The following is a 17,481-nucleotide window of genomic DNA, read 5'->3' as shown; positions in this document are numbered from 1 at the left end:
CCACGTGCGCCTACGCCTGGGCGGCTTCCGCCTCCGGGTCGATGACCTTCGCGGGGCCGAGGTCCTTCACGCTCTTGCCGACGGTCTTCTTCAGCACGACCAGGGTGCCCAGGGTGAGCACGATGCCGATCGGCAGGCAGATGAACGCGTTCTGCACGAAGCCCGCGATCACGAACATCACGAACGAGATGGCCGCCATGGTGATCACGTAGGGCAGCTGCGTGGACACGTGGTCGACGTGCTTCATGTTCGCGCCGGCCGACGCCATGACGGTGGTGTCCGAGATGGGCGAGCAGTGGTCGCCTGCGACGGCGCCCGCCAGGCAGGCGGAGATGCCGATGATGAGCAACGTCGGGTCGTTCGAGAAGATGGGCATCACGATGGGGATCAGGATGCCGAACGTGCCCCAGCTCGTGCCCGTGGAGAAGCCGAGGAACACGGCGACCAGGAAGATCACGGCGGGCAGCAGGTTGAACAGGCCTGGGGCCGCGCCCTCCATGAGGCCGGCCACGAACACGTCGGCGCCGAGCAGGCCGGTCATGTTCTTGAGCGTCACGGCGAAGGTGAGCACGAGGATCGCGGGCACCATGGCGTTGAAGCCGCTCACGAACGACTCAGACGCCTCGCGCAGCGTGAGCAGGCGGCGCGCCAGGAAGTACAGGAAGGCGAACGTGATCGCGATCAGCGAGCCCCACGGCAGGGCCACGAAGGCGTCGGTGTTGCCGAACGCGTCGATGACGCTGCCGGCGGTCTCGCCGCCGAAGAAGCCGCCCACGTAGAGCATGCCGCCGATACAGCACACGATGAGCACGATGATGGGCACGAGCATGTCCCACAGGCTCGCGCGGGTGTTCTTCACGGCCGCGTCGCCGCCGAGCGAGCCGAGCTTGCCGTTCTTGTAGGCCTCGATCTCGGCCTTGGCCATCGGGCCGTAGTCGAAGTTGAGGAAGATGAGGCCGACCACGAACACGATCATGAGCAGCGAGTAGAAGTTGAACGGGATGGCGTTGATGAACAGCTCGATGCCGTTGACGTTGAGGTCGGAGGCCACGCCGGAGACGGCGGCCGCCCACGAGGACACGGGCGCGATCATGCAGATGGGCGCCGCGGTGGCGTCGATGATGAACGCCAGCTTCGCGCGCGAGACGTTCTTCGAGTCAGTCAGCGGGCGCATGACCGAGCCGACCGTCAGGCAGTTGAAGTAGTCGTCCACGAAGATGAGCACGCCGAGCGCGAACGCCGCGATCTGCGTGCCGACGCGTGACGTCACGTGCTCGGCGGCCCACTTGCCGAACGCGCTGGCGCCGCCGGCCTTGTTCACGAGGGCCACCATCATGCCGAGGAGGACCAGGAAGATGAAGATGCCCGCGTTGTCGGCCACGGCGGGGATCATGCCGTCGTTGATGATGGCGTCGAGCGTGGCCACGGGGTCGAACCCGGCGACCAGCAAGGCGCCCATGAGTATGCCGACGAACAGCGACACATAGACTTCCTTGGTTGCCAGGGCGAGCACGATGGCGACGAGCGCCGGCACCAACGCCCAGGCGGTGTTGACAAATTCCACTTCCATTCCTTTCCGTGGAAAGCCTCGCCATGGCTGGGCGTCACAGGGAGCTGGCGCTCGACCACGGCAGCTCTCCGCTTTACGCGACAGTGCGCGACATGTTCTGCCGCGCCCCAGGTCCATGCGGATTTGAGCGTCCGCACGGCCTTCGGCAGCCTACCCTTTCACCTTGACGTTGCTCGACGTGTCTCCAAGGCTACTGATGAGGGCTGCTCCTCTGCCATGAACTTGATGCTTATCTTACCAAAGATATGTATATTTTATGCCGTGCTTGCATGAAAGGGTGAATAAACCTTGCTCATGAGCATTCTATGGCGGTGGCGTAACATAGGGGCTTGCTTTGGCACTCGGGTGGCAGGAGTGCTAATATGGCCTAGATACACGAAAGGCGCGCCACGGTAGGCGCGCAAGCAGGAAACGAGGCAACACCAATGTCATTCGAGAAATTCACGGACAAGGCGCGCAAGGTGCTTGTCCTGGCTCAGGATGAGGCGCGGGCCTTGCACCAGCCCTACGTGGGCACCGAGCACATCTTGCTGGGGCTCATCCAGGAGAAGGACGGCCTGGCCGCCCAGGCGCTCGCGCGCCTGAACGTCACCTACGACGGGGTGGTGCAAGCCATCCGCCAGGTGGTCACCATCGACGAGTCGGCCGACGTGTCGGGGCACCTCTCGTTCACGCCGCGCGTGAAGCGCGTGCTGGAGAACTCGCTGCGCGAGGCCATGCAGATGGGTCAGTCCTACATCTCCACCGAGCACTTGCTGCTCGGCATCGTGCGCGAGGGCGAGGGCACCGCGCTCGAGGTCATGGGGCGCATGGGCGTCACGGGCGACGACGTGCGCGGCGCGCTCAACGACCTCGTGGGCCAGAGCGCCGTCTACGCGGGCCGCACGGGCTTCGAGCCGGCGGGCGGCAGCTCCGACAGCATGCTCAAGGAGTTCGGCACCGACCTCACGAAGAAGGCGCGGGACGGCCAGCTCGACCCGGTCATCGGGCGCGCGGCCGAGATCGAGCGCGTCATGCAGATCCTCTCGCGCCGCCAGAAGAACAACCCGCTCATCCTGGGCGAGCCCGGCGTGGGCAAGACCGCCATCGCCGAGGGCCTCGCGCAGCTCATCGTGGCCAACCAGGTGCCCGACCTCCTGCGCAACAAGCGCCTCGTCACGCTTGACGTGAGCGCGCTCGTGGCGGGCTCGAAGTACCGCGGCGAGTTCGAGGACCGCCTGAAGAAGGTCATCAAAGAGGTCATGGACGCGGGCGACGTGCTGCTGTTCATCGACGAGATCCACACCATCATCGGCGCGGGCTCGGCGGAGGGCTCCATCGACGCGGCCGCCATCCTGAAGCCGCCGCTGTCGCGCGGCGAGATCCAGATCATCGGCGCCACCACGCTCGAGGAGTACCGCAAGCACCTCGAGAAGGACTCCGCGCTCGAGCGCAGGTTCCAGCCGCTCACGATCAACGAGCCCAACGAGGAGCAGGCCGTGCGCATCATGGAGGGCCTGCGCGACCGCTACGAGGCGCATCACCAGGTGCACTTCACCGACGAGGCGCTGCAGGCCGCCGTGTCGCTGTCGAACCGCTACATCCAGGACCGCTACCTGCCCGACAAGGCCATCGACGTGCTCGACGAGGCGGGCGCGCGCATGCGCATCCGCAACATGACGCTGCCCAAGGAGCTGCGCGAGCTCGACGACGAGCTGCGCCGCATCCGCGCCGAGAAGGACCGCGCGATCGGCGAGCAGGACTTCGAGCGCGCCGCCCAGCTGCGCGACGAGGAGACGCAGGTGCGGGCCAAGCGCGAGGAGGCCGAGAAGCAGTGGCAGGAGGACTCCTCGAAGACCGTCCAGCAGGTCACCGTGGAGGACATCGCCGACGTGGTGTCGATGTCCACGGGCGTGCCGGTGTCGAGCCTCACCGAGGCCGAGACCGAGAAGCTCCTGCGCATGGAGGGCGTGCTGCACGAGCGCGTGATCGGGCAGGACGAGGCCGTCACGGCGCTGTCGAAGGCCATCCGCCGCTCGCGCAGCGGGCTGAAGGACCCGAAGCGCCCCGCCGGCTCGTTCATCTTCCTGGGCCCGTCGGGCGTGGGCAAGACCGAGCTCTCCAAGGCGCTCGCCGAGTTCCTGTTCAACTCCGAGGAGGCGCTGCTGTCCTTCGACATGTCCGAGTACATGGAGAAGCACAGCGTGTCGCGCCTGGTGGGAAGCCCTCCGGGCTACGTGGGCTTCGACGAGGGCGGCCAGCTCACCAAGGCCGTGCGCCAGCGCCCCTACTCGGTGGTGCTGTTCGACGAGATCGAGAAGGCGCATCCTGACGTGTTCAACATCCTGCTCCAGATCCTGGAGGAGGGGCGCCTCACCGACGCGCAGGGCCGCACGGTCGACTTCCGCAACACGGTCATCATCATGACGTCGAACGTGGGCGCGCGCGACATCGCGCAGACCACCACGCTCGGGTTCTCGGCTTCCGGCAAGGAGGGGCTGTCCGACAAGGAGATCAAGAGCCGCGTGATGTCGGAGATGAAGAAGCTGTTCAGGCCCGAGTTCTTGAACCGCATCGACGAGATCATCGTGTTCAAGAGCCTCACCGCCGAGGAGATCGGCCAGATCGTCGAGCTCATGGTGTCCGACCTGCGCGACCGCATGATCGCCCAGAACATGTCGATCAACCTGAGCGAGGCCGCGCGCACGCTCATCGCCAAGGAGGGCACCGACGTGGCCTTCGGCGCGCGCCCGCTGCGCCGCGCCATCCAGCGCCTCTTGGAGGACCCGCTCTCCGAGCAGATCCTGGAAGGCCGCTGGACGAGCGGCTCGGTGGTGGACGTGGACGTGGAGGGCGAGGGGGAGGACGCCCACCTGGTGTTCAACCAGGGCTTCGGGGCCATCCCGGCGCCGCGCAAGCGCGACTCCATCGCGCGCGAGGCGGAGCTTCTGCTCACGAACTTCGACCTGGGCCATGCCGGCGGCGCCGGCGGCCGCCCCGTCCCCGCGGGCAGCCTCACCGACGGCGCAAGCGACTAGCGGGCGGCGACGAGCGGGCGGCGAGCCGAGCAAGGAGCCTGACGCGAAGGCAGTGCGAGGGCAACGGGAGAGCGCAAGACCGCGCCGCCCGTTGCCCTCGCTGCGCATCGGGCGCCGCTGGCCCCGTCCCCGCGAGCTGCCCTCGCTGCGCATCGGGCGCCGCTGGCCCCGTCCCCGCGAGCTGTTCTCGCTGCGCATCGGGCGCCGCTGCGGGACGTGACCGCGGGCTGTCTTGAGGGGAGGGCCGCGCAAGCCCGCGGTCCTCCCGTTTTTTGCGGCTCCCTTCGCGCTGAGGTGGGATTTTCTCGTATACTGGGAACATTGTGTTTTGAGGACGAGGGGAGTTTTCATGTCCAGGACGATCGATCCCATCTTTGAGCCGGAAGCGCTGCGCGCGCCTGACTTCGCGGTGGAGGAGCTTGACTTCGACGCGCTCAGCCAGACGACGCTGACCCTGAAGGGCGTGGTTGACAAGAAGCCCCAGACGGCGGCCATCATCCTGGCAGGTGGCACGGGCGAGCGGTTCGGCAAGGAGGGCGGCAAGCAGCTCGTGGAGATCGCGGGCAAGCCCATCCTCACGTGGTCGGCCGAGGCGTTCGATGCCGTGGGCGACGTGGGGCTCATCGTCATCGTGTGCCCGCAGGAGCGCGCCGACGAGTACCTCAAGCGCGCCATCGACCCGTTCCCCTTCGTGACGCCGGTGGTGATGGCGCCTGCGGGCTCCATCCGCCAGGAGTCGGCGTTCTCGGGGCTCGAGTACGTGGGCGAGGAGTTCGAGTACGTGGTGCTGCACGACGGCGCCCGCCCGCTCATCTCGCCCGACCTCATCCTGCACACCATCAACACCGTGAAGGGCAACTTCGACGCCGACGGGGCCGTGGTGGCGCACCCGGCGGTCGACACGCTCAAGGTGGTGGAGGACGGCGTGATTATGGGCACGCCCGACCGCAGCGTGTTCTGGAACGCGCAGACGCCGCAGGTGTTCCGCACGAGCATCTACCGCCGCGCGCATGCGAGCGCGCTGTCCGACGGCTTCGTGGGCACCGACGACTCGGCGCTCATCGAGCGCCTCGGCGGACGCGTGCTGGTGGTCGAGGGCAAGCGCGACAACATCAAGCTCACCGTGCCGGAGGACTACGCGATCCTGGCCTCGGCGGTGCGCGCGTTCGTGCTGAAGGGTGCCGAGTGATGGCCGCAGCTGACCCGCGTGCGGCCGACCTGCGCGCGCCTGGCCCGCATGCAACCGACCTGCGCGCCCTGCGCACGGGTCTCGGCATGGACGTCCACGCGTTCGCCGAGGGCCGCAGACTCATCCTAGGCGGCGTGGACATCCCGCACGAGAAGGGCCTGCTCGGGCACTCCGACGCTGACGTGCTCGCGCACGCGGTGGCCGACGCGCTGCTCGGCGCCATCCGCGGGGGCGACATCGGCAAGCTCTTCCCCGATACCGACCCGGCCTACAAGGACGCCGACTCGCTCAAGCTTCTGGCCGCGGTGGCGGATCACGTGCGCGCGCAGGGCTTCGAGATCCTCGACGTGGACAGCGTGGTGGCGTGCCAGGCGCCGAAGCTCTCGCCGCACCGCGAGGCCATGCGCGCGAACCTCGCCCGCGCCATGGGCGTGGACGTGGAGAACGTGGGCGTGAAGGCCACCACCACCGAGTGGCTCGGCTACGAGGGCCGCGAGGAGGGCATAACCGCCTACGCCACCTGCCTGGTGGCGCGATGGTAAGCTGCGCGTGGAGCGCGAGCCTTTCGCTTTCTGGGTTATTTGCTTGGTGTTGCCGATGCTGCTCGTAGTGTCATCTTGCGCTTTGTGACGTATCTTGTATGCAAATTATGCGAGATGAGGCGATTTATACGTTTTATGCAAATTATGCAAGCATGTTGGAAGTATGCGAACGAGCAGGACGGGTAGCTTCCGCTTGCGGGTGCTGCCAGCTGGACATGCGCGCATGCGAGGCTCGCCGCCTTGCGTTTTTCGGAGGCAGCGGCCGTTCTCGTGCGGCTTCTCTTGCCGTGGGGCTTCCCGTGCTACAATTTCGCCATTCGCTTACCACAAGGAGAACCTGACCATGATCAAGCTCTACGATACCAAGCTGCGCCGCAAGGTGGACTTCGAGCCCATCGAGGAGGGGCACGTGCGCATGTACGTGTGCGGCCCCACGGTGTACAACCGCATCCACATCGGCAACGCGCGCACGTTCATCGCCTTCGACACCATCCGCCGCTACCTCGAGTGGCGCGGCTTCGAGGTCACCTTCGTGCAGAACGTGACCGACGTCGACGACAAGATCATCAAGCGCGCCAACGAGGAGGGCCGCACGGCCGCCGAGGTCGCCGCCGAGTACACCGAGGCGTTCATCGCCGACATGCACGCGGCGGGCGTGGAGGACCCCACGGTGCGCCCGAAGGCCACCGAGGAGATCGACACCATGATCGAGCTCGTGAGCGAGCTCGTCGCGGGCGGGCACGCCTACGAGGTCGAGGGCGACGTGTACTTCGCCGTGCGCTCGTATCCCGGCTACGGGGCGCTGTCGGGCCGCAACGTCGACGAGATGGAGGGCGGCCACCGCGAGCTGCGCGCCGACGGGCAGGGGCTCGAGGACCGCAAGCGCGACCCGCTCGACTTCGCGCTGTGGAAGGCGGCCAAGCCCGGCGAGCCGTCGTGGGAGAGCCCGTGGGGGCCGGGGCGCCCGGGCTGGCACATCGAGTGCTCGGCCATGTCGCACAAGTACCTGGGGCTGCCGTTCGACATCCACGGCGGCGGCGCTGACCTGGTGTTCCCGCACCACGAGAACGAGCGCGCCCAGTCCGAGGCGGCGTACGGCTGCTCGTTCGCGAACCACTGGATGCACTCGGGCATGCTGCAGGTGGCCAACGCCGAGACGGGCGAGGCGGAGAAGATGAGCAAGTCGCTCAACAACTTCCTGCTGCTGCACGAGGCGCTCGACCTGGTGCGCCCCGAGGCGCTGCGCATGCTCACGCTGCAGACGCACTACCGCAGCCCGCTCGTGTTCGGCGACGCGCGCCTGGCCGAGGCCGAGGCCGCGCTCACGCGCATCGAGAACGCGGTGCGCAACATGGACTGGCAGCTGGGCAACGCCGCGGCGGACGCCGGCGCCGGCGCGCTCGACGTGGCGGCGCTCGAGGCGGCCGAGACGGCGGCCCGCGCGGCGTTCACGGAGTCGATGGACGACGACTTCAACGCGCCCGAGGCGCTCGGCGCCGTGTTCGGCCTGGTGGGCGAAGCGAACGCAGCGCTCGGCAACGCCACGGTGGGCGCGGCGGACGCCGAGATCGTGCGGCGCGTGCGCGACACGGTGGTCGAGCTCATGGGCGTGCTCGGCGTCGACGTGACGAAGGCGGCCGAGGCGGACGCGGCCGCGGCGTACCCGGCCGAGGTGGTGACGCTCGCGGCTGACCTGGCGGGCTTCGCAGGCGACGACGCCGCCGAGGCGGTGGAGGCGCTGCTCGAGGCCCGCGCGGCGGCGCGCAAGGAGAAGAACTGGGCGCTCGCCGACGGCGTGCGCGACGGCCTGGCCGGCCTGGGCTTCGTGATCGAGGACACGCCGCAGGGCGCGCGCGTCACGTACGCGGGATAGCGCCGGCGCGCTTGTCGCCCGTGGCGCTGAAGGCGCGCGGTGCGACGTCGGCTTCGCTGCGCTTCGATACGGGGAGGAAGGCACGCCCCCATCCCCCACGCTGGGTTTCGTTGACGGCCCGCCCTCTGGCTGAGGGCGGGCCGTTTTCCGTCCTCCACATGCCGCCTCTACACTGGGAGTCTGAGTCAAGACGGCGTGGCGCCTCGGCGCCCAGTGCGAAGGAGGTTGCCTTATGAGAAGCAGCAAGACATCACGGGGGAAGGCGCGCGCGTCGTCGTCGGGCGCGGCACGGTGGCTGCGCGGGGTGCGCCGCTACCTGACGCCTTCCGTGGCGGCCATGTGGGTCGCGTACGCGGTCATGGTGCTGTGCAACGGGCTCTTCGAGGCGCTGCGCCTCGGCGGCACCACCTCGAGCGAGATGTCGAACCAGGTGTTCGCGTGGTTCACGCCCGCGGGCTACGTGTTCGCCATCTGGGGCGCCATCTACCTGGCGCTGTTCGCATGGCTCGCGTACGCCACGTGGGGCACGAGCCCGGCGACGCGCGCCAGGCGCACGGGCCGCGCGGGCCGAGGAGGGGCGGCTGGCGCGCAGGGCGTCCCGGGCGGCCGCAGCGCGACCGCTCTGTTCGTGGCCAGCTGCGTGCTCAACGTGGCGTGGCTCGCGCTCTTCCACTTCGGGCAGACGGCTGTTGCGCTCGTCGTCATCGCGGCGCTGTGGGTTGACCTGGCGGCGCTCTACGCCGCGGTGCGCCGTGACGGCGCGTCGGGGCGCGCGGGCGCGCCGGCGGGCGCGGGCTTGCGCGAGCGCGCGATGGCTGCGCTCGGCTGGGCGCCGATCTCCCTCTACGCGGCATGGGCTACCGTGGCGGTCATCGCCAACGCGTCGCACGTCGCCACGCGCATGGCGGGCGAGGGCGTGCCGCTGGTCGGCGAGCTCTCCACGCTCGTTCTGGCGGCGGGCGTGCTGCTCCTGGGCTACTTCATGCGCTCGCGCTACGCTGACGGCGTGATGCAGGCGGTGTTCCTGTGGGCGATCGTGGGCGTGGGCGTGCACGTGCTCGACGCGTCGCCGCTCGTGGCGGTCATGCTGTTCGTGCTGGCTGCGTTCGGCGCCGTGGTGACGTACGTGCCAGCCGACGCCTTGCGCGCCCTGAGGGCGCAGGCCGCCGCGCGCTAGGCGCGTTGACGCGCGACGTGGCGCCTGCGGGCTTGAGCGTCAGCGCGGGCTCGAGCTTCGATCTGCGGGCTCGGGCGCTGGCGGCGAGCGCGAACGTCGGCACGGACCCACGCAAACTCACGAAAGCGCTCCTCGCGCGAGCGCATCCCCCTCCTTCGGGCGGGCGGCCACAGGGCCGTCCGCCTTTTTTCGCCGAGGGGTCTTCCCCAAACGGGTCAACGGCGTAAGCTGAAGCTTGGAAAGACGTTTCCGAAGGCGGGGAAAGGAGGGCGCTATGAGCGTACCACCTGCGGTGATAGAGGCGTGCGGCCTGACCAAGGACTACGGGCGGGGCCGCGGCGTGTTCGACGTGACGTTCGCGGTCGCGCGCGGCGAGGCGGTGGGGTTCCTCGGCGCGAACGGCGCGGGCAAGACGGTGACCATGCGCGCGCTCATGGGGTTCATACGCCCCGGCGCCGGCAGCGTGAGCATCGAGGGGCGGCGCTGCTTCTCCGACCGGGCGCGCATCCAGGAGACGCTCGGCTACCTTCCCGGCGAGCTGTCGCTTCCCGAGGACATGACGGCGAAGCGCTACCTCGCGTTCGTGGCGCGGATGCGCGGCGCCGACGAGGCGCAGCGGCGCCGCATGCGCGCGCTCGCCGACTTCTTCGAGCTTGACGTGCGCACGCGCATCGGGCGCATGTCGAAGGGGACCAAGCAGAAGGTGGGCATCGTGGCCGCCTTCGCGCACGCGCCGCGCGTGCTGCTGCTCGACGAGCCCACGAGCGGCCTCGACCTGCTCATGCAGCAGCGCTTCGTCGAGCTCGTGCGCGCCGAGAAGCGCCGCGGCGCCACCATCCTGCTCTCGTCGCACCTGCTCGGCGAGGTGGAGCGCACCTGCGACCGGGCGCTGTTCGTGCGCGGCGGCCGCCTCGTGTCCGAGGCGCCTGCCGCGAGCCTCACGCTCGAGGAGACGCTCGCGCACCTCTACGGCGCGGGCAACGTGGGGCGCTCGTGGGACGCGCGGGTCGTTTGCGCTTCCGAGGGTGTTCCCGGGGATGCCTCTGCCCGTGTTTCCGAGGACGCCTCCGCCCCTGAGCCGGACCGCGCGGCCCGGTCGTCGTCTGGGGAAGGGAGGGCTTCATGAGCGCAACGCTGATAGGGCGCCTCCTGCGCGCCAACGCGCCCGCCGTCGGCGCGTTCTTCGTCGTGATCGCCTTCTACGCGGTCATGGTGGTCTACCTGTTCGACCCGTCGCTCGCCGAGAGCCTCGACGCCATGATGGCCGCCATGCCCGAGCTCTTCGCCGCCTTCGGCATGGCCACGGCGGCCACCACGCTCACGGAATTCCTGCTGAACTACCTGCAGGGGCTCATACTCACGCTGCTCCCGCTCGTGCTCGTCATCATGATGGTGAGCAGGACGGTGGTGCGCCCCGCCGAGCGCGGCTCCCTGGCGTGCCTGCTCGCGCTGCCGACGAGCCGCGTGCGGCTTGCGGCGAGCTTCGCGGCGGCCATCGTGCTGCTGCTCGCAGCGCTGCTGGCGCTCTCCACCGTCGCGGAGGTGGCGTGCTCGGAGGCGCTGTTCCCCGGGGAGCTCGACGTCGCGGGGCTCGTGCGCGCCAACGCGGGGCTCTTCGGGCTGTGGCTCTTCATGGCGGGCGTGGTGTTCGCCTCGGCGTGCGCGTTCGCGCCTTCGGGCGCGGCGCTCGGCGTGGGCGGCGGGGCGTGCCTGGCGTTCTACCTCATGCAGATGGCCGCGGGCGTGGGCGAGGGCCTCGATCTTCTCGGCGACGTGACGCCGTTCGCGCTCTACGACGCGTACGGGCTGGTGGCGGGTGAGGCAGCTGCTGTGGCGGGCGCGCTTGCCCTCGCGGCGGCGGGCGCGGCGCTCTTCGCGGCGGGCGTTGCGGCCTTCGCGCGGCGCGACCTCAGCGTGTGACCCGGCGCCAGGGTCAGGCGCCCAGGCCGGCGGCGGGGCCGTCGTCTGGATCAGCGCCCGGAATCCCGTCCGCGTCGTCGTCCGGGTCAGCGCCCGGGCCGGCGGCGGGGCCGTCGTCCAAGGCTTCACCCGAGCCGTCGGCAAGGTCGTCATCCGAGACTCCGTCTAAGCTGTCGGCAGGGCGCTCGGCGAACTTTGGCCGATAGGCCCACAGCTGCGTCATGTCGAGCCAGACGTCGAACTCGCGTACCAGGTCGTCGACGTCGATGGGCTGGCGTAGGGCGCGCTTCTCGTGCAGGTAGCCGTCGCCCATCCAGATGAGCATGCGCATGACGCGGTTCGGCGTGACGCCCGCGCGGAACTTGTCACGGCGCACGTGGGAGAAGTAGCGGTCGGTCAGCACGTCGACCTGCTCCCAGTTCCAGCGGTTCATCACGTCGCGGATGTCGCGGTGGCTGGGGTAGAACGCGCGGAGGGTGAACTCCAGCATGTAGGGGAACCGCTTGAGCGCGGCGCTCTTCTGGCTGACGGTGTAGCGAAGAAGCTCGAAGAAGTCGTCGATCTCCCAGAAGCGCTCGTCCACCACGACCTCGGTTGCCTTCTCCATCAGGTAGTCCATGAGGTACAGGTACAGCTCGCGCTTGTTGCGGAAGTAGAAGAACAGAAGCCCCTTCGAGATGCCCGCGCGCCGGGCGATGTCCTCGGTGCGGGCGTCCTTGTAGCTGAAGCGGCCGAACGCCTCCACGCCTGCGGCGACGATGGCCTCGCGCTGCGCCTCGGGCAGCGCGTCGATGTTGCCATGCTTGGTCATGGGCGTCCCTCCCTGCACGTTTTCGCTTGCGAAGTAGCGAGAAACGCGCGATCTGATACCGCTTTGGGGGATCGCTCGCGTCGCCAGCGTTTCCGATAGTCGAGCAGCCGTTGAAAACCCCTGGTCAGTGTTTGCCCTGGATGACATTTGGGCTGATTTGGGGCCTTGCTTGGTATCAGATCGCGTGTTTCTCGCCATCTTACACATGGTAGCGCGTTGACCCGGTTGCGGAAGGGGGCAGGACACTTTGCTACGCCACGCTTGAGGGGCCGATTGTGCTTGCGACGCCCCGCTGCGGCGCGGCGGCGTTGGGCTCCGCTGCGTCGCAGCGGCGGCGGGCTCCGCTGGCCGTGTCGCCGCAGCCGAGGGGCCGGCCGCGGAAAAGCTGCTATCATAGGCGCACTATGAATGCGAAGAGGAGAGACATGGAGCTTCTGGCGCCGGCGGGCGGCATGGAGCAGCTGCGCGCCGCGGTGCGCTTCGGGGCTGACGCGGTGTACCTGGCGGCTGACCGCTTCGGCATGCGCGCCCGCGCGGCCAACTTCGCGCTGGCCGACATCCCGGAGGCGGTGGCGTTCGCGCACGCGGCGGGGTGCAAGGTGCACGTCACCTGCAACGTGCTCATGGGCCCGGACGACATCGACGCGCTGCCGGCCTACCTGCGCGCGCTCGACGCGGCGGGCGTCGACGCGCTCATCATCGGCGATTTGGGCGCGTTCGCGCTCGCGCGCGAGCATGCGCCGCACGTGGACCTGCACGTGAGCACGCAGGCGTCGGTGGCCAACGCCGCCGCGGCGCGCGTGTGGCACTCCCTCGGCGCGAAGCGCGTGGTGTGCGCCCGCGAGATGAGCCTCGGCGACATCGCGCGCCTGCGCCAAGACGCCCCGCCCGACCTGGAGATCGAGGCGTTCGCGCACGGCGCCATGTGCATGGCGGTCTCGGGGCGCTGCCTGATCAGCAGCTACCTCACGGGGCGCAGCGGCAACAGGGGCCACTGCACGCAGCCGTGCCGCTGGAGCTACACGCTCGAGGAGGAGAAGCGCCCGGGCGAGCACTTCCCCATCGAGGAGGACGGCCGCGGCACGTTCATCATGAACGCGAAGGACCTCAACATGATCGAGCACCTCGACGCGCTCGCGCGCGCGGGCGTGGACTCGATCAAGATCGAGGGGCGCAACAAGAAGGCGTTCTACGTGGCCACCGTGGTGGGGGCCTATCGCCGCGCGCTCGACGGCGCGCCCGCCGACGAGGTGGTGCCCGAGCTCTACGCGGTGTCGCACCGTCCGTACGGCACGGGGTTCTACTTCGGCGAGGCTGAGCAGGCGTGCGCCTACGACGGCTACGAGCAGGAGGCGATGCACGTGGCCGACGTGACGGGCTGCGAGGGCGTGGTCGCGGCCGTGGCAGCTGTCGCGCGTGAGACGGCGCCCGCGGCCGTCGCAGCTGCCGCGCGCGAGGGCACCGCCCCCTTCCGCCTGCTCGCGCGCTGCCGCAACCGCTTCGCGGAGGGCGACGAGCTCGAGGTGCTGAGCCCGCACGCGCCCGTCCGCACCGTGCGCGTGCGCAGCCTCACGTGGCTGCCCGACCCGACCGAGGACGACCCGGCCCCCGCGCCCGTCCCCGTGCCGGTGGCCAACCGCTCGTGCAACGCCTACCGCTTCGAGGCCGAGGGGCTCGAAGCGCCCGTCCCGCAGGGCAGCTTCCTGCGCGTGCGCGCCTTTCGCCGCTCGGCGCGCCACGGGCAGCCTGAGCGCGCGTGAGCCATCGGTGAAACAGAACGCGCGCTTTCGCAAATTCAAAGCATCCGCAATGCGGCGCGAAGGCATGCGTTCGCGTGCGGTCACCGTATAATGATCCGCATGAGAAACGTAAAGGACATATTCCAAAGCCGCGCCTGCCCCGTGTCGTTCGAGATCTTCCCGCCGAAGGGGGAGCTCACGCTCGAGGTCGCGCGCGAGGTGGCGGGCGGCATCGCGCGCGTCGCCCCCGACTTCATCTCGGTGACGTACTCGGCGGGCGGCAGCGGCAACGGCCAGGCCACCACGGCCATCGCGGCCATGATCCAAGACGAGCTCGGCATTCCGAGCGTCGCGCACCTCACCTGCGTGAGCGCCACTGACGCGTCGCTTGAGGCGGCCGTCGCCGACATGCGCGCCCGCGGCGTCACCACGGTGCTCGCCTTGCGCGGCGACTTGACGGAGGGCCAGGAGCCCTCGCGCTTCCGCTACGCGGTCGACCTCATCCCGCTGCTCAAGGACGCGGGCTTCTGCGTGGGCGCCGCAGCCTACCCCGAGGGGCACATCACCTGCGAGGACGACGCGCTCAACATCGAGCACCTGAAGGCGAAGCAGGACGCGGGCGCCGACTTCTTCGTCACGCAGCTCGCGTTCGACAACGAGTGCATCTACCGCTTCCTCGACGCGGCGGACGCGGCGGGCGTCACGGCGCCGATCACCTGCGGCATCATGCCCTTCATGAGCAAGTCGCAGATCTCGCGCATGGTGTTTCTGTGCGGCGCGTCGCTTCCCTCGCCGGTCATCAAGCTCCTGGCGAAGCACGAGGACGACCCCGCGGCGCTGCGTCAGGCGGGCGTGGAGTACGCGTGCAGGCAGCTCGTCGACTTGGCGGCGCATGGCGTGGCGGGCGTGCACGTGTACTCGATGAACCATTCCGACATCGCGGAGTCGACGGCGCGGGCGCTGCGCCAAGCGGGCTTCTGCGGGGCGTGAGCATGCGCCTTGAGGCCCGCGTCGACGTGGCGGAGGCGTTGAGCTACCTGGGGCATGCGGGCCAGGATCTCGGCCCTGATCTCGCAGCGCGCCTTGAGCGCGCGGCGGCGCTGTGCGAGGGCATGGCACCATCGGGCATGGCGCGCGCCTTCCCCCTGGAGTCATTCGCCTGCGACGGGCGGGGCGCGCCCTGCGGCGTGCGCCTGCGCGGCTGCGCGCTCGAGCTTGAGGGCTATGACGTGGCGCATCATCTGGCGGGCGCGTGCGAGGTGGTGCTCATGGCGGTGACGCTCGGCTTGGGCAGCGAGTCGATCCTGCGCCGCGAGGCCGCGCTCAACCCCACCGACGGGCTTCTGGTTGACGCCTGCGCCTCGGCGCTCGTTGAGGACGCGGCCAACGAGCTCTCGCGCCTGGTGGAGGAGCGTGCCCGCACGCGCGGTCTGCGCGCCGGCGCGCGCTTCAGCCCCGGCTACGGTGACCTGCCGCTCGGCATCCAGCGCGCCTTCCTCGACGCGCTCGGCGCGGGGCGTGCGCTCGGCATCTCCGTGACGCGCGGGGATCTGCTCGTGCCTGCGAAGAGCATCACGGCGGTGGCGGGGCTCTACCGCGCCGACGCGGCGGGAGGGCCCCGCGGCGAGGACGCCCCGCGTGGCTCTGCCGAGCCCGAGCCCGAATCTGCCGGATGCGCCGAAGGCGCCCCGCGCGCCTTCGCTCCCCCCGAGGGCGGGCCCGTCGTCCCCGCCCCTTCGGCGCGCCGCTGCGCGACCTGCCGCCTCGCGCCCGTCTGCACGCTTCACGCCCAAGGAAGGACCTGTCATGGCCGCTGACCTCAACCAGCTTCGCATCAAGGACGCCCACCTCAAGGAGGTGCTCGAGGGGCGCGCCTTCCTCGTGGAGGACGGCGCCATGGGCACCATGCTGCAGGCGGCGCACCTCACCGACTCGGGCGAGCTCCCCGACCTGCTCAACCTCACGCATCCCGACGCCATCGCGGGCATCCAGCGCGCCTACGTGGAGGCGGGCGCCGAGCTCGTCACCACCAACACGTTCGGCGCCAACGCGCTCAAGCTCGAGGGCCGCGCCACGGTGGCCGAGGTGTTCGCCGCCGCGGCCGAGAACGCGCGGGCGGCCGGCGCGCGCTACGTGGCGGGCGACATCGGGCCTTCGGGCGCGCTCTTAGAGCCGCTCGGCACGCTGTCGTTCGAGGCGGCGTACGACCTGTTCGCCGAGCAGGTGCGCGCCGCGGACGCGGCGGGCTGCGACCTCATCGTGATCGAGACGATGACCGACCTGCGCGAGGCGAAGGCGGCGGTGCTCGCGGCGACGGAAGGCTGCGACCTGCCCGTGTTCGTCACCATGACCTTCGGCGAGGACGGGCGCACGTTCCTCGGGACCACGCCGGCGGTCGCAGCGGCGACGCTCACCTCGCTCGGCGTGGCGGCCATGGGCGTGAACTGCTCGCTGGGCCCCGCCGAGCTTGCCGGCGCGGTGCGCGAGATCGCGCGGTTCGCCCGCTGCCCGGTGATCGCCAAGCCCAACGCGGGGCTGCCCCACCTGATCGACGGCGAGACGGCCTACGACGTGGACCCCGCCGACTTCGCGCGCGCCATGGAGCCGCTCATCGCGGCGGGCGCCTCCATCGTGGGCGGCTGCTGCGGCACCTCGCCTGCGTTCGTCGCCGAGCTGGCGAAGCTGGCGGCGGGCCGGAAGCCCGCGCCGCGCCGCGCCGAGGAGGCGTTCGTGGTCACGAGCGCCCAGGAGGCGGTGGTGCTCCCCGCAGGCGCGTCGCAGGTGGCCGTCATCGGCGAGCGCATCAACCCCACGGGCAAGAAGAAGCTCAAGGAGGCCCTGCGCGCGGGCGACTACGACTACGTGGTGGGCGAGGCGGTCTCCCAGCAGCATGCGGGCGCGGACATCCTCGACGTGAACGCGGGCCTGCCTGACATCGACGAGCCCGCGGTCCTGCGCGCGGTCACGGAGACGCTGCAGGCCACCGTCACCACGCCCCTGCAGATCGACTCGTCCGACCCGGCGGCGGTGGAGGCGGCGGTGCGCGGGTACGCGGGCAAGCCGCTCATCAACTCCGTCAACGGCAAGCGCGCGAGCTTGGCGGCGGTGCTGCCCATCGCGAAGCGCTACGGGTGCGCGCTCGTGGGGCTCACGCTCGACGACGAGGGCATCCCGCCCACGGCCGAGGGGCGCCTGCGCGTGGCCGAGCGCATCGTGCGCGCGGCCGAGGCGGCGGGCATCCCGCGCTGCGACATCGCCATCGACTGCCTGGTCATGGCGGCGGCTACCAACCAGGCCGAGATCGCGCAGGTCCTGCGTGCGGTGACGCTCGTGAAGGAGCGCCTTGGCGTGCGCACGGTGCTCGGCGTGTCGAACGTGAGCTTCGGGATGCCCCAGCGCAACCTGCTGAACGCCACGTTTCTGGCGGCGGCGTTCGGCGCGGGGCTCGACATGCCCATCATGAACCCGCTCTCAGCGCGCTATCGCGACACGGTGGCGGCGTTTCGCGTGCTCAACGGGCAGGACGCGGGCGCGGCGCGCTTCGTGGGGGAGTACGCCCAGGCGGCGGATCCCTATGCGGGCGACGCGGCGGCGGGTGCGCGCGCGGCGAGCCCCGGGAGCGCGGCGGGCGCAGGCGGCCCCG

General features: G+C 70.0%; 13 protein-coding genes and 1 riboswitch. Of the genes, 11 read left to right on the top strand and 2 right to left on the bottom strand.

From position 1 onward, the window contains the following. Positions 1-10 precede the first annotated feature (10 nt). Positions 11-1,564 carry a Na+/H+ antiporter NhaC family protein gene (locus HRL41_RS05155; RefSeq protein ID WP_172135849.1) on the bottom strand — a complete coding sequence of 518 codons (1,554 nt, stop codon included), beginning with the start codon at positions 1,562-1,564 and terminating at the stop codon, positions 11-13. Positions 1,565-1,623: 59 nt separating this feature from the next. Beyond that, a riboswitch (Lysine riboswitch) is annotated at positions 1,624-1,792 on the bottom strand. 203 nt (positions 1,793-1,995) lie between these two features. Between HRL41_RS05155 and HRL41_RS05150 the strand changes: the two genes are divergently transcribed. From HRL41_RS05150 to HRL41_RS05120, 7 genes are all read left to right on the top strand, one after another. Beyond that, positions 1,996-4,587 (top strand): ATP-dependent Clp protease ATP-binding subunit, encoded by a 2,592-nt coding sequence (locus HRL41_RS05150; RefSeq protein ID WP_172135848.1) that lies wholly within the window; start codon positions 1,996-1,998, stop codon positions 4,585-4,587. 349 nt (positions 4,588-4,936) lie between these two features. Beyond that, complete coding sequence (ispD, locus tag HRL41_RS05145) at positions 4,937-5,776, top strand: 2-C-methyl-D-erythritol 4-phosphate cytidylyltransferase (protein ID WP_165173179.1); 840 nt, start codon at positions 4,937-4,939, stop codon at positions 5,774-5,776. Next, complete coding sequence (gene ispF, locus HRL41_RS05140; RefSeq protein ID WP_172135847.1) at positions 5,776-6,318, top strand: 2-C-methyl-D-erythritol 2,4-cyclodiphosphate synthase; 543 nt, start codon at positions 5,776-5,778, stop codon at positions 6,316-6,318. The genes ispD and ispF overlap by 1 nt, the downstream gene beginning before the upstream one ends. A gap of 343 nt (positions 6,319-6,661) precedes the next feature. Beyond that, complete coding sequence (gene cysS / locus HRL41_RS05135) at positions 6,662-8,191, top strand: cysteine--tRNA ligase (protein WP_172135846.1); 1,530 nt, start codon at positions 6,662-6,664, stop codon at positions 8,189-8,191. A 232-nt stretch (positions 8,192-8,423) separates the two neighbouring features. Continuing rightward, positions 8,424-9,368 carry a TspO/MBR family protein gene (locus tag HRL41_RS05130; RefSeq protein WP_172135845.1) on the top strand — a complete coding sequence of 315 codons (945 nt, stop codon included), beginning with the start codon at positions 8,424-8,426 and terminating at the stop codon, positions 9,366-9,368. Positions 9,369-9,642: 274 nt separating this feature from the next. Beyond that, positions 9,643-10,494: an ABC transporter ATP-binding protein gene (locus tag HRL41_RS05125; RefSeq protein WP_216662526.1), complete on the top strand. Its 852-nt coding sequence runs from the start codon at positions 9,643-9,645 to the stop codon at positions 10,492-10,494. Continuing rightward, on the top strand, positions 10,491-11,288 hold the full coding sequence (locus HRL41_RS05120) for a hypothetical protein (RefSeq protein WP_172135844.1): 798 nt from the start codon (positions 10,491-10,493) through the stop codon (positions 11,286-11,288). Before HRL41_RS05125 ends, HRL41_RS05120 begins: the two co-directional genes overlap by 4 nt. A 13-nt stretch (positions 11,289-11,301) precedes the next feature. On the opposite strand, the gene HRL41_RS05115 is transcribed toward HRL41_RS05120, so the two are convergent. Continuing rightward, positions 11,302-12,099: a TetR/AcrR family transcriptional regulator gene (locus tag HRL41_RS05115; protein ID WP_172135843.1), complete on the bottom strand. Its 798-nt coding sequence runs from the start codon at positions 12,097-12,099 to the stop codon at positions 11,302-11,304. A 425-nt stretch (positions 12,100-12,524) separates the two neighbouring features. On the opposite strand from HRL41_RS05115, the gene HRL41_RS05110 reads away from it, so the two are divergent. The 4 genes from HRL41_RS05110 to HRL41_RS05095 all read left to right on the top strand — a co-directional run. Further along, positions 12,525-13,859, top strand: coding sequence for a U32 family peptidase (locus tag HRL41_RS05110; protein WP_253904715.1), 1,335 nt, complete (start codon positions 12,525-12,527; stop codon positions 13,857-13,859). Between the two features lie 99 nt (positions 13,860-13,958). Continuing rightward, the gene (locus HRL41_RS05105) at positions 13,959-14,828 is read left to right on the top strand and encodes a methylenetetrahydrofolate reductase (protein ID WP_216662525.1); all 870 of its coding nucleotides are present in this window, start codon (positions 13,959-13,961) and stop codon (positions 14,826-14,828) included. After that, positions 14,825-15,655: a hypothetical protein gene (locus HRL41_RS05100; protein ID WP_172135840.1), complete on the top strand. Its 831-nt coding sequence runs from the start codon at positions 14,825-14,827 to the stop codon at positions 15,653-15,655. The genes HRL41_RS05105 and HRL41_RS05100 overlap by 4 nt, the downstream gene beginning before the upstream one ends. Beyond that, positions 15,645-17,481: homocysteine S-methyltransferase family protein (locus HRL41_RS05095; RefSeq protein ID WP_172135839.1), on the top strand; the 1,837-nt coding region annotated here is incomplete at its 3' end. The genes HRL41_RS05100 and HRL41_RS05095, both read left to right, overlap by 11 nt.

Source organism: Adlercreutzia sp. ZJ473, from assembly GCF_013185065.1.
Lineage (GTDB): Bacteria > Actinomycetota > Coriobacteriia > Coriobacteriales > Eggerthellaceae > CAAEEV01.
The sequence above is the reverse complement of the archived record's forward strand: the minus strand, read 5'-3'. Positions and strand labels throughout refer to the sequence as shown.